Genomic DNA, 13,943 nt, shown 5'->3' with positions numbered 1-13,943 from the left:
TAATTAATCAGGAGAGTTAAATGCCTACCCCACATATTAACGCCGCCGATGATGCTTTTGCTCAAACGGTTTTGATGCCCGGCGATCCATTACGAGCTAAGTTTATTGCCGAAACTTTTTTAGATAATGCGAAAGAAGTAACTAATGTTAGAGGAATGCTTGGTTTTACTGGTCACTATAAAGGTAAACAAGTTTCCGTGATGGGGCATGGTATGGGTATTCCATCTTGTTCTATCTATACTACTGAATTGATTAAGTTTTATGGTGTTAAAAACATCATTCGTATCGGTTCATGTGGCGCAATTAGCCCTGATGTCAATCTTGGTGATGTGGTTATAGGTATGGGCGCCTGTACGGATTCTAAAGTAAATCGTTTGCGTTTTAAAAATCATGATTTTGCCGCCATTGCTGATTTTGGTCTTGTTTGTAATGCAGTTAATGCAGCGAAACAATTAAATGTGAATGTTAAAGTTGGTAATATTTTTTCAGCTGATCTATTTTATAGCGTCGAGCCTGATCTTTTCGATATTATGGAAAAATACAATATTTTAGGTGTCGAAATGGAAGCGGCGGGTATTTATGGTGTGGCAGCAGAATATGGCGCCAAAGCGTTGGCAATTTGTACCGTATCGGATCATATTCGAAAAGGTGAAGCGATGTCTTCCGAACAGCGTCAGCTTGGTTTTAAAGAGATGATTACTGTTGCTTTAGAGTCGGTATTACTTAATTCAAATTAAATTAATGGCAGAATTTCTGCCATTTTTTTTATTTAAAAAATATATAAATTTTTCATTGGCAGTTATTAAACTGTGTTAACTGTCAATGGATTTATCGTTATAACTAGCGTTTTGATAGTCATAACAAATTTTAATTATTCATTAATTTTTATCTTATAGGTTAGAAAAGAGCTCATTTAATAAGGAATCGAAATGAATACCAAGCTACAACTGAAAGTTATTTTATTCTTACAATTTTTTATCTGGGGGAGTTGGTTAATTACCTTAGGCTCCTATATGATGAAAATATTAAACTTTACTGGTATTGAAGTCGGCGCCGTATATGGCACCATGGGGATTGCCTCAGTATTTATGCCTAGTCTGCTTGGTATCGTAGCTGATAGATGGATACCTGCTAATCGTTTATATGTGCTATGCCATTTGATTGGCGCAGTAACCTTATTTATCGCGGCATCTATTACTTCACCAGGTTTAATGGTATTAGTGATGCTTATCCATTGTCTTGCGTTTATGCCAACCATTGCAATTTCTAATTCAATTTCTTACTCTTGCTTAGAATCACAAGGACTAGACGTTATCGAACAGTTCCCGGCAATTCGAATCTTCGGCACTATCGGTTTTATTGTAGCGATGTGGATGGTTAGCTTTATGCAGTTAGAACTCAGTAATATGCAACTTTATATTGCAGCTGGTAGTTCGGTTTTATTAAGTCTCTATTCATTAACCTTACCTTTAATTGAAGTTACAAAAAATGATGGCAAAGAAAAGTCTATTATAAGTGCATTAGGTTTAGATGCATTTGTATTATTAAAACAACCTAAAATGGCCATCTTCTTTTTATTTGCGGTATTATTAGGTGGGATTTTACAAATTACTAATACTTTTGGTAATCCGTTTCTACATGACTTCGATAAAATACCGGAATACGCTGATAGCTTAGTAGTTAAATACCCATCAGTTTTATTATCAATTTCGCAAATTTCAGAAGTGGTATTTATCTTATTTGTACCATTTTTTATGAAGAAACTTGGTATTAAATATGTGATGTTAATCAGTATGTTGGCATGGGTTGCTCGCTTTGGTCTTTTTGCTTACGGCGATCCATCACCATTCGGTTTTGTGCTGTTACTATTATCAATGATTGTTTATGGTTGTGCGTTTGACTTCTATAATATTTCTGGATCAATGTATGTTGAAAAAACAGTATCACCTAACATCCGTAACAGTGCTCAAGGTTTATTTATGACGATGACTAACGGTATTGGTGCTTATTTAGGTTCAATGGGTAGTGGTTTAGTTGTTGATTACTTTAAATCTGAAGCAGGTACTGATTGGCATACTGTATGGCTTATCTTTGCTGGTTATTCATTAGTGCTTGCAATTATTTTTGTCTTGATATTCAAAAATGATACTACTGAGCAAAAAACCGCATCCCTTAGCAACTAATTAAAATTAAATTCAGGTCAAAGCGTTTTTTGACCTGAATTATTAAATCAAGTTTAGAATAGATAGATAAACCAAATTAATTCATTTGGCAAAATCACCGATTAGGCAACAGTTAAATTGTTGCCTAATTATTAACTTGGCTAAAATGTTATCAGTCTCACAGAAAACCGATAAGTTACACAAAATATCTGGAAAATAAGTGTCTTATCAAGGTAGAATAAAATGCTTGTAATGATTGTATCAATTTAGTCTTACTGATTGATGAATAATTTACAAGTGCCTATAAGCATATACTTAAACAGATTAGAACTCGATGAATAAACAAATAATCCCTAAAGTTATACTTCATGAGCATGTAGAAGGCAGTATTACTCCCTTTATGGCGAAAAAACTAGCCGATAAAAATCATTTAACTTTCCCTGAGTCATTATGTTATCGAACCGGCGAATATGATCAAGCCGAGTATAAAAATGGTCGATATAACTATGATGAATCCGATTTTGTTTCATTTATCCAAACCTATGATATTGTCTCTAATTTTGTGAAACATCCTGACGATTATTACCTAATCACCTACGATTTTTTGAGCCGAAATGCTAAACAAGGCTTAATTTATTGCGAATTATTTCTATTGCCTTATCATATTTGTGCAACAGAAAACCAAGGTAAAGTTATTTGGGATCAAGCAAGATTTCAACAAACATTAAATCAAATGGACAAAGCGATTGTCGATGTCCAAAAAGAGCATAATATAACGGTACAATATCATGTTATTGGCGTACGCCATCTTGGCGCCGATGTAGTATACGAGACATTACAATTTATTGAGAATAATCCTCATCCATTCATTACTGGATTTAATATTGCCGGCAATGAAAAAGCTGGGCATTTTGATGATTTCGCCAAAGCTCATCAACTCGCGTCTAAATTAAACTTAAAAAAATCTTATCACGCTGGGGAAATCGATTGCGCAGAAAGTATTATCCAAGCGCTTAAGCATGGCGCTAATCGAATCGGCCACGGTATTGCCGCGATTGAAGATGATAAATTGATTAAGCAATTGGTGGAAAACAAGATCACTTTAGAAATAGCTCTTACCAGTAACCGTATTTTAGTCAATAATTTACATGGTGATATTCATAATCATCCAATTCGAAAACTTTATGATAAAGGGGTAAGAATCACCCTTAATACCGATGATGCAGGTATTTTTGGTACCGATATTGAAAAAGAATATCAACTCGCCGAACAAATTTTTCACTTTTCACGCTTAGAACTATTTGATATTACACTTTGTGGAATTGATGCCGCATTTATTGAATCCAAAGAAAAATCACGTCTAGTAAATGAAGTTTTGGCTTTTTTTACCACCAATGATAAGCAGTGTTTACAACAAGCAATCAACGATGAGCAGTATCACCCCGCTATTATTGAACGATTACAACATTACCAAATTTTATTAGCACAACAGGTTAATGATTAACTGAAGCAGAAAAATAGGAGATTAAAATGAATAAAACCCGATTAACGTTAAGTCTACTACCCCTATTAATTTCTGGAACACTGCAAGCTGCAATAGTAGATTTAAGAATTATGGAAACCACTGATCTGCACGGTAATATGATGAATTTCGATTATTTTAAAGATCAGGATATTGATACCTTTGGTTTAACTAAAACCGCCAATTTAATTCATCAAGCACGACAAGAGGTTAAAAATAGTGTATTAGTTGATAATGGTGATCTGATTCAAGGCAGTCCTATGGCTGATTATGCCTTGAATAAGGGACTAAACAAAGGTGATATCCATCCGGTTTATAAAGCCCTTAATACGCTAGATTATGTAGTTGGTAATATCGGTAATCATGAATTTAATTTTGGTTTGGATTTTTTACAAAAAAGTCAGGCTGGGGCAAATTTTCCTTATGTTAATGCCAACGTATATGATGCCAAAACGAATAAACCTTTCTTCAGACAATATATTATTCTAGATAAACCAGTTGTTGATAGAGACGGTAAACAACACACTATTAAAATCGGTTATATTGGTTTTGTTCCACCACAAATCATGCAATGGGATAAACTTAATTTGGAAGGAAAAGTAATAGTTAAAGATATTACCCAAACCGCCAAAGAGTTGGTACCTGAAATGAAAAAACAGGGGGCAGATATTATTGTAGCGATTCCCCATTCCGGCGTTTCTGCTGAACCTTATAAGGCTTTAGCGGAAAATTCGGTTTACTATTTAAGCCAAGTTGAGGGGATTAATGCCATTATGTTTGGCCATTCACATGGCGTATTCCCAAGTGAAGATTTTAAATCGTTGCCTAATACCGATATTAATACCGGAAATATTAACCATATACCGGCGGTAATGCCAGGGCAATGGGGTAGCCATTTAGGCGTGGTCGATTTAGTTATTGAAGGTGATAAGGCTAATTGGAAAGTGGTTTCTGGTAAATCACAAGCCCGCCCAATCTTTGATGTTAAAAACAAAAAAGCGTTGGTTGATGCCGATCAAAACATTGTTAAAGTGTTAAAAGAGGATCATGAAGGTACCCGAGAGTTTGTCGGTAAGCCAATTGGTAAGGTATCAACCGATATCAATAGTTATTTAGCCTTAGTGGAAGATACCTCCGCTTTACAGATTATTAGCGATGCGCAAATTGATTATGTAAAACAATTTGTGCAAGGTGATCCTGATCTAGATGGCTTAACCATTTTGTCAGCGATTGCTCCATTTAAAGCAGGTGGTCGTAAAAATGATCCTACTGCATATGTAGATGTGAAAAAAGGTGACTTAACCTTTAGAAATGCAGCCGATATCTATCTTTATCCGAATATTTTATCAGCCGTTAAGATTACCGGAAAAGAGGTTAAAGAGTGGCTAGAATGTTCTGCGGGTGTTTATAATCAAATTGATATCAATTCGCCACAACCACAATATTTGATTAATTGGGATAAATTTAGAACTTATAATTTTGATACTATCGATGGAGTGAATTATCAAATTGATATCACTAAACCAGCGCGTTACGATGGTAATTGTCAGTTAATCAACCCTGATTCAGAACGTATTGTAAACTTAACTTATCAACAAAAACCGATTGATACCAATCAAGCTTTTTTAATTGCCACGAATAACTACCGTGCTTACACCGGTGCATTCCCGGGAACCGGCGGTAAAAATGTTAAATTTAATTCGCCGGATGACTTAAGAGTCATTCTTTCAGCTTACATTACTAATCGCACTAAGAAACAAGGTGAAGTGAAGGTAACAGTTGACAATAACTGGCGAATTGCGCCGATTCATAGCCAGAATAATTTGGATATCCGCTTTGAATCTTCACCGACGGAGGAAGCCAAAGCGTATATTGAAAACCATTCATTGTATCCGACTAAATTTGTTGAGAAAGATAAGTTAGGTTTTGGTGTCTATCAAATTGATTTACAAACAGCAAGCAAATCACAACCTAAAAACCAGTAAGAGATTGAAGACTACAAGGATTATAATTATGAAAATTGATAAACTAATCGAACTCGCTAAAACAGCTCGCTCAAAGGCTTATGTGCCCTATTCTAAATTTCAAGTCGGTGCGGTATTGATTACCGAAGATGATGAAGTTATTTTAGGATGCAATATTGAAAATGCCTCTTATGGACTAGCTAACTGTGCTGAACGAACGGCGATTTTTAAAGCCGTATCAGAAGGGAAAACAAAATTCAAAAAATTAGTGGTGATTGGTGATACCGAAGGGCCTATTTCACCTTGTGGAGCTTGTCGTCAAGTTATCAGTGAATTTTGTGCTAAAGATATGCCGGTAATTTTAACTAATATGCACGGCAAAATTCAAGAAACCACTGTCGGTGAATTATTACCTTTCTCATTTTCACCAAGTGATTTAGATTAGTTTTATCGGTGGGCAATGTATTTTAACTAATTAGAAAGTATATTTAGGAAGTCAATTTAGAAAATAAATTAACAGAATAAATTGAAAAACTAATAGGCAAATAATAAAAGTGATTGATGATATAGTTGGCTAACATCAGCGTTATTATCAATCCAAATCGTGGATGAGAAGAATATAATCCTAATTTGATTTATTGATATTAAGAGAGAAGAGTAATGAGATTTGTAGATATTATTGAAAAAAAACGTGATGGCCATGCGTTAACCACCGAAGAAATTCAATTTTTTATTACTAATTATACTAATGGTACGATTCCTGACTATCAAGTCAGTGCGTTACTTATGGCAATTTATTACCAAGGTATGACATCAAAAGAGTGTGCTGATTTAACCAGTGCGATGATGTATTCCGGTGATACTGTTGATCTTTCATCTATTAAAGGTATTAAAGTCGATAAACATTCAACTGGTGGCGTGGGTGATACAACCACTTTAGTGTTGGCACCATTAGTCGCTGCTTTAGATATTCCGGTTGCTAAGATGTCAGGTCGTGGATTAGGTCACACTGGTGGCACAACTGATAAGTTTGAAACAATTCCCGGCTTTAAAATCGAATTAGGTAAACAAGAGTTTATCGATCAAGTTAACCAAAAAGGTGTAGCCGTTATTGGCCAATCCGGCAACTTGACTCCTGCCGATAAAAAGCTCTACTCATTGCGTGATGTAACTGGTACGGTTAACTCTATTCCATTGATTGCTAGCTCAATAATGAGTAAAAAACTGGCTGCTGGCGCTGATGCTATTGTATTAGATGTTAAAACCGGTGACGGTGCCTTAATGAAAACGATGGAAGATTCGGAAAAATTGGCGCATGAAATGGTTAATATTGGTAATCAAATTGGCCGACGAACCATGGCGATTATCTCAGACATGTCACAACCTTTAGGATATGCTATTGGTAATGCCTTAGAAGTTAAAGAAGCCATTGATACGCTAAATGGTCATGGCCCTGCTGATTTAACTGAGTTAGTTTTAACCCTTGGTAGTCAAATGGTGGTGTTAGCCAATAAAGCTAAGACATTAGATGAAGCAAGAGATAAACTACAAGAAGTGATTAAAAATGGTAAAGCGATTGAGAAATTCAAAACGCTAATTGAAGCTCAAGGTGGCGATAGTTCAGTCGTTGATCATCCTGAAAAATTGGCCAATGCACGTTATCAAATCGATCTACCAGCACAAAAATCAGGTTATGTCTCACGGATTATTGCCGACCAAATTGGTATTGCTGCGATGCAATTAGGTGCCGGACGAGCAACTAAAGAAGATATTATTGATCCTGCTGTCGGTATCGTTTTACATAAAAAAGTGGGTGATAAAGTTGCAGAGGGCGAAGCGCTATTAACGATTCACGCAAGTAGTGATCAAATTGATGCAATTAAACAAAAATTGTATGACAATATTGAGATCAGTGATAGTGCTAAACAACCGCAATTAATCTTTAAAGTAATTACGGAATAGTTTTAATAAATAAGGATTTAGAAGACGCCATGTATTGTTTTAATTTGAATAAAAAACTGTCACTACTTGTTATTTCCATTCTGTTTTCAGCAAATTCATTTGCCGCAGATACCACCAAGCAGCCTACCGCAGTTACTTGGGAGAAAAACAAACCCTACTCGTTTACTATTTTGCATACTAACGACCATCATGGTCATTTTTGGCAAAATGATATTGGCGAGTATGGTTTAGCAGCGCAAAAAACAGTGGTAGATCAAATCAGAAAAGAAGTTGCAGAAAAAGGCGGAAAATTACTGCTACTTTCAGGTGGTGACATTAATACCGGCGTCCCTGAATCCGATGTATTACAAGCTAAACCCGATTTTATCGGAATGAACGATATTGGTTATGATGCCATGGCGGTTGGTAACCATGAATTTGATCATCCTTTAGCCGTTATTCGTGAACAACAAAAATGGGCTCACTTTCCATTTTTATCAGCAAATACTTACTTCAAAAATACCGATAAGCGTGTCTTTGATGCCTATAAGATGTTTGATTTAAATGGTATTAAAGTAGCGGTATTTGGTTTAACTACTGATGACACTATTTTGCTTACTTCACCCAAAAATACTGAAGGTATCGAGTTTCGTAAAACCTTGCCAGAAGCGAAAAAAGTCATTAACCAAATTAAAAGTAATGAACATCCTGATATGATTATTGCTGTTACTCATATGGGACATTATGAAAATGGTGAACATGGTTCAATGGCACCGGGTGATGTGACATTAGCACGAGGATTAAAACCGGGCGAGTTAAATATGATTGTGGGTGGTCACTCGCAAAATCCGGTATGTATGGCAAGTCCTAACAAACGTATTAATGAATATGTTCCGGGTACGCCATGTGCGCCAGATCAACAAAATGGTACTTGGATTGTTCAGGCTCATGAATGGGGCAAATATGTTGGTCGTGCCGATTTTGTCTTTTTAAACGGAAAAATTACCTTAAAAAATTATCAATTGATTCCCATCAATTTGAAAAAAGAAGTGGATAATGGCAACAATACTAAACGTCTTGAGTATTACACCAGTGAGATCGAACAAGATAAAAAATTGTTAGCAACACTCAAACCTTATCAAGATCAGGGTAAAGAGCAGTTACTTACGAAAAGCGGTGAATTAATTGGTCGTTTAGAAGGTGAACGTAACGTAGTAAGATATCAACAAACTAACATGGGACAGTTACTACTCAGTGCCTTGATCGAAAAAACTAATGCTGATGTTGGTGTTATGGCTGGCGGTATGATTCGAGATTCACTTATTGAAGGTAATATTACTTATCGTGACATTCTAAAAGTTGAGCCTTTTGGTAATAGTGTTGTCTATTTTGATTTAACTGGTCGTGAGTTGGTGGAGTATCTTAAAGTTGCCTTAAGTAAAAAACAGGGTTCGGGCGGCTATACCCACTTAAAAAATATCACATTAACTAAAACTGGCGATACGATTAGTGATATTAAAATTAATAATGAGCCAATTGATATGCAAAAATCCTATCGCATTACGACATTAGATTATTTAGCGGCTGGCGGAGATGGTTATCCTGTTACCAACACTTCAGCAACTTATGTGGATACCGGTTACCGTGACGCCGATGTGATAAGACAATATTTTGAAGCGCATTCGCCAATCAATGCCGCCGATTATGAACCGACGAAGTTTATTTTAGAAAAATAGTGGTTTTAACTAAGAGATATAGAACATAAATAGCACTGACGATAATGATTTTCAGTGCTAATAATTAGCTATCAAGATTTAATTTTGCTTTCCGCATTATATAGAGGTATTTATGAACATGACAGAATTTCAAAAAAATTGTTACGATATTGTGACCGACCCTAATTTGTCACCAAAACAAAAAGCTAACCTTCTCGCTTTAGCAGCTGAAAATAATTTACCCTATGTTAATTTAGATAGTGAAACGCAAAATGCCCTTAATGAGCGAGTAATTTGCGACATGTATGAAGGCCATGCCCCATATAAACCTCGTTATGTATTACCGGATTATGCAAAATTTCTTAAGCAAGGATCGGAATATTTAGAACTTGAACCAGCAAAAAACTTTGATGATGCATTAAATATGTTAACCATTGCTTATCATCATGTTCCTTCTGTCACTGGTATGCCGGTTTATTTAGGCTGTTTAGATCAAGTCTTACTTCCTTATGTTGGCAATTTAACAGAAGAAGAGCTCTATCCGCGATTAAAACGTTTTTGGATTATGTTAGATCGTAATCTTCCTGATGCCTTTATGCATGCCAACATTGGGCCAACCGATAATGTGATCTGCCGAGTGATATTACGTGTCGATCGTGAACTTAAACAAGTTGCACCTAATTTAACCTTTATTTATGACGAAAATATCACACCAGAATCTTTACTTAATATTGCAATTGAGAACATTTGTCACACTGCCAAACCACATATTGCGAATAATATGATGATTAAAAAAGATTTTGATGACAAAGGTTATGGGGTGGTGAGCTGTTATAACTCACTACCTATTGCCGGTGGTGGTAGCACGTTATCTAGAATCAACTTGAAAGAAGTCGCATTAAAAAGTAACAACATTACCGATTTTTTACAAAACACCTTGCCTTATTATTGCCAATTGCAATTGAATTTAATCAAAGCAAGATCAGAATTTCTTTATGAGAAATCGAATTTCTTCGCAAATAGCTTTTTAGTTAAAGAGGGATTAATTGACGCAAACCGATTCGCGCCAATGTTCGGTATTTATGCCATGGCTGAGGCAGTCAATATTCTACAAGAAAAATCCAACTTAGCCGGTCGTTATGGCGTCGATGAAGATGCTAATCAACTGGCCACCACTATTTCTCAACAATTAGCCGACTTTATTGATAACCATAAAATTAAGCATGCATGGCAAGGTAAAGCAATGTTACATGCTCAATCTGGCATCAGTTCAGATAGAGGCGCTACGCCAGGTTTACGTATTCCGTATGGACATGAACCGGATCCAGTTACTCATATTATGGCACTATTTAAACACCATAAATATTATACCTCTGGTATTAGTGATATTTTAACGGTTGATGAAACAATAAAAAACAATCCGCTAGCCTTAGTACAGATTTGTAAGGCCGCGTTTAAATTTGGTTTCCGTGAATTTACCGCTAATATAAGTGGTAATGATCTGGTACGTGTAACTGGCTATATGGTGAGATTATCAGATATCAAAAAATACAAACAAGAGGGATCGCGAATTAATACCACCTTTTTAGGTAGTGAAGCGGCCGAAGATACTGAAAATAACAGCTACTTATGCCGAACACCTCGGGTAATCAGTCATGAACAAGTCATGGGCAATCGTTAATAAACTGTTACCCTTTTCTTGTGTTGATGGACCGGGAAACCGGTTAGTCATCTTTTTACAAGGCTGTAATTTCAAATGTTTAAATTGCCACAATCCTTATACCATTTCACGGTGTAAGAATTGTGGGGATTGCGTTACTACCTGTCCACATCAAGCGTTAACATTTATCAATAACAAAGTGATTTGGCAATCTTCAAATTGCCAGCAATGTGATACCTGTATTAATACCTGTAATTATCAATCCACACCAATGACCTATAACTACAATATTGAAGATATTCTACTCGAAATTCGTAAATACTTACCTTTTCTCAATGGCATTACCATTAGCGGTGGTGAAGCAACATTACAATTACCTTTTATTGAAAAGCTATTTCAAGCGATAAAACAAGCAGAAGATTTAAAACACCTGACTTGTTTTATTGATAGTAATGGTTATTTAGCTAAAACTGGCTGGCAAAAAGTTGAAAGAGTAATGGATGGTGCGATGATCGATCTGAAAGCTTGGGATACTCAAGTGCATAAAAAACTTACTGGTCGGGATAATGATCGCGTCAAACAAACCATTGAATATCTAGCCCAAATAGGAAAACTGCATGAAGTCCGATTTTTAGTGATTCCTGAGCATACTGATTTGCAAAACAGTGCTAAACAACTTGCTGATTTTTTAATAATACTCAACCCACAAATTAAAGTCAGAATTAATGCTTTTCATAATCATGGTGTACATGGCATAGCCAAAACATGGCCAGCGGCAACACAACAGCAAATCGAATCTTTTGCTGCTGAGTTAAAACATTATGGATTGCAAAATATTACTTTGCCGAGTATCTATTTATAATATCTTTATAGCCACATTAATTATAAGGTCGGATTATTTACAGGTATTTGCTAACCGGTAATTGTGATGCTAATCATATTGCAAATGCAAAAATAATTATCTTTAATCAATACGAAACGACTGATAAGCATAATTATCACCCCTGACAAAATAAACTTGCTGGAAGATGGCAATATTTTTTTACCAACTTCAGCAAGTCATCAATTTTAATTAATATTTGGTACACATGGTATAGGCACTATCTGGTTCGACAATGACATTACCCTCAGCATTTCCTACACTATAACGATGGATAAATCCATCGGAGTCAACCACAGAAGTCAATTCATTGGTGAAATAAAAATCATAATTAAATAATTTTTCGTAATCAGAATCACTGATACCAGCCATCATATCGCGCAAGTCACCATTTATTGGTGCATAATAGAAAATTTTACCCCACTCTCCCATTAAGCTATTGCCAATAGCACGTTTATATCCATTTCCTTGGAGATACCATTGGGTATTAGTGTTATTATCATAAGCAAGAGGTGAATTAGTCAGTTCTGCTCGCGTTGGTAAGCGATCACCACTGTTTCGGCATAAAGATTCCGCATTATAGAAAGAGATGAAGCCAAGATTGCCTGTATGTACATAAAACCAATGTTGTATCGAGAATTGATAGAAGAACGTTGCGTTTGTTTGCGTGTTGGTAAGTTGAATTACAAATTTATCTCCTTTACTAGGAACATTATTAGTAAAGATAAATTCACTTTTTGAGTCTGCAACCGAACTGCGTGGTACATTTTTTAGGGATGAATTTGGATTTTTAAGTATTTTGTATGTATATTGTGATATCGAATTAACTGGCACAATTCTGAAGCGAGCATATGGAAATGCAGTGCTTGGGAAATGATTACCGGAAGCATCAACAGCCGAGGCTATAAAACCAGTACCTTTAACAAATTGATTCGGATCATAAGGATCCACTCGATTAACAACATTACTCCCCCACCATGCATTATTATCGCCTTCCGGCCAGCCAGTTGGATAAAGGGTGTTAACTGCTAAAACGCCAGGTCTTATATAACAAATACCATCGTTAGCTTTTACGGTAAATGTTTTAGAAACTTCTTTAGGCTGAGATTCAGTTGGAACACCATACTGAGTTCTAGCAGAAATATTAATAGTAAGCTTTAGTGTTGAATCACCTCTATAAGGCTCTGAATTACAGATATTACTACCTAATGCAGCTGTTGAATCAGAAGGAATTATATTATTATTACTATCACGCCATTCAGCTGTTATACTCTCCACTTTAAAATTATTGCTACTTCCCAAATAATCACCATCAATATCAATAATATCATCATTAGTCATAGTCGAAAAATCAACATCAAATGAATACATACTTGGTGAAGTATTAAAAGCAACAGATATTTGCTTAGATGAACCAGGGGTTATAACTAAAGGATCACTGTTTGGTACATTTAATTTTACTTTAATACCATTAAGTACTTTTGTGCCGCCTGACTCTGAAATCTCCGGCGCATTACCAATAATATACATTTGCGTGATCACGTATGAAGGTAAAATTGCTAACCCATTATTTACAGAAATCGATAGTACCAATAAAAATAACATCGGTTTTGATAGGTTTAATAATAGTATTAAAGACAATTTTCTAAAAAAAACTACACAATTGTTCATCGCTACTCCTCTATGCATAAACTTCTCCGCCGATCCGAATAAGATTATTGATTTGAAGTATTATTGAATTAACAATTTTTATAGAAAGATAAAAAATTGCTACCCGCTAATATCAGTGCTAAGACGACAAAAATCCGCTTACTGAAAATCATCCAAGGTACAGTTTGAACAAAATTACTTTTGTTTGAGACTTAAATCGTAACATCCTAAATTCTAAAAAATTTAAAATAAGAACATCAGATAAATATTTTGAAAAGCTAAAAAGATATGATTAAAAGTAAATTTAATACGAGTGTAAATTGATATAAAATCAATAGTAGTTCTTATTATATATTAATTATCTTTAAGAGGGAAATAAAAAAAGAGATTATTTTATACATTATTAATAGGAACCAACAATTAAAAATATTAAATTTCATTTTACACGT

The 13,943-nt window shown here is 35.2% G+C and carries 10 protein-coding genes; 9 read left to right on the top strand and 1 reads right to left on the bottom strand.

Features of this window, described 5'->3' with window-relative positions; translation table 11 throughout:
* Positions 1-20: 20 nt before the first annotated feature.
* The 9 genes from deoD to AC5LXV_RS07050 all read left to right on the top strand — a co-directional run bounded on the left by deoD (position 21) and on the right by AC5LXV_RS07050 (position 11,826).
* Positions 21-737: a purine-nucleoside phosphorylase gene (gene deoD / locus AC5LXV_RS07090; protein ID WP_110434130.1), complete on the top strand. Its 717-nt coding sequence runs from the start codon at positions 21-23 to the stop codon at positions 735-737.
* Positions 738-929: 192 nt separating this feature from the next.
* Positions 930-2,183 carry a nucleoside permease gene (locus AC5LXV_RS07085; RefSeq protein ID WP_110434131.1) on the top strand — a complete coding sequence of 418 codons (1,254 nt, stop codon included), beginning with the start codon at positions 930-932 and terminating at the stop codon, positions 2,181-2,183.
* Between the two features lie 313 nt (positions 2,184-2,496).
* On the top strand, positions 2,497-3,666 hold the full coding sequence (gene add / locus AC5LXV_RS07080) for an adenosine deaminase (protein ID WP_493467795.1): 1,170 nt from the start codon (positions 2,497-2,499) through the stop codon (positions 3,664-3,666).
* A 26-nt stretch (positions 3,667-3,692) separates the two neighbouring features.
* Positions 3,693-5,669: a bifunctional 2',3'-cyclic-nucleotide 2'-phosphodiesterase/3'-nucleotidase gene (locus AC5LXV_RS07075; RefSeq protein ID WP_493467794.1), complete on the top strand. Its 1,977-nt coding sequence runs from the start codon at positions 3,693-3,695 to the stop codon at positions 5,667-5,669.
* 28 nt (positions 5,670-5,697) lie between these two features.
* Positions 5,698-6,093: a cytidine deaminase gene (locus AC5LXV_RS07070; RefSeq protein WP_034883598.1), complete on the top strand. Its 396-nt coding sequence runs from the start codon at positions 5,698-5,700 to the stop codon at positions 6,091-6,093.
* Between the two features lie 215 nt (positions 6,094-6,308).
* Positions 6,309-7,610, top strand: coding sequence for a pyrimidine-nucleoside phosphorylase (locus AC5LXV_RS07065; protein WP_493467793.1), 1,302 nt, complete (start codon positions 6,309-6,311; stop codon positions 7,608-7,610).
* Positions 7,611-7,639: 29 nt separating this feature from the next.
* Entirely contained in the window at positions 7,640-9,325 is a 1,686-nt protein-coding gene (ushA, locus tag AC5LXV_RS07060) for a bifunctional UDP-sugar hydrolase/5'-nucleotidase UshA (protein WP_493467792.1), read from the top strand.
* A 112-nt stretch (positions 9,326-9,437) separates the two neighbouring features.
* Positions 9,438-10,985, top strand: a complete 1,548-nt coding sequence (locus AC5LXV_RS07055; RefSeq protein ID WP_493467791.1) for a YjjI family glycine radical enzyme — start codon at positions 9,438-9,440, stop codon at positions 10,983-10,985.
* On the top strand, positions 10,960-11,826 hold the full coding sequence (locus AC5LXV_RS07050) for a YjjW family glycine radical enzyme activase (protein ID WP_493467790.1): 867 nt from the start codon (positions 10,960-10,962) through the stop codon (positions 11,824-11,826). Before AC5LXV_RS07055 ends, AC5LXV_RS07050 begins: the two co-directional genes overlap by 26 nt.
* A 210-nt stretch (positions 11,827-12,036) precedes the next feature.
* On the opposite strand, the gene AC5LXV_RS07045 is transcribed toward AC5LXV_RS07050, so the two are convergent.
* A complete protein-coding gene (locus AC5LXV_RS07045) occupies positions 12,037-13,515 on the bottom strand; it encodes a hypothetical protein (protein WP_493467789.1) in 1,479 nt (492 codons plus the stop codon).
* Positions 13,516-13,943 lie beyond the last annotated feature (428 nt).

The sequence above is a fragment of the Gilliamella sp. LMG 34359 genome (assembly GCF_984569085.1).
Note: the sequence above shows the minus strand (reverse complement) of the source record. Positions and strands in the feature narration are given on the sequence as shown.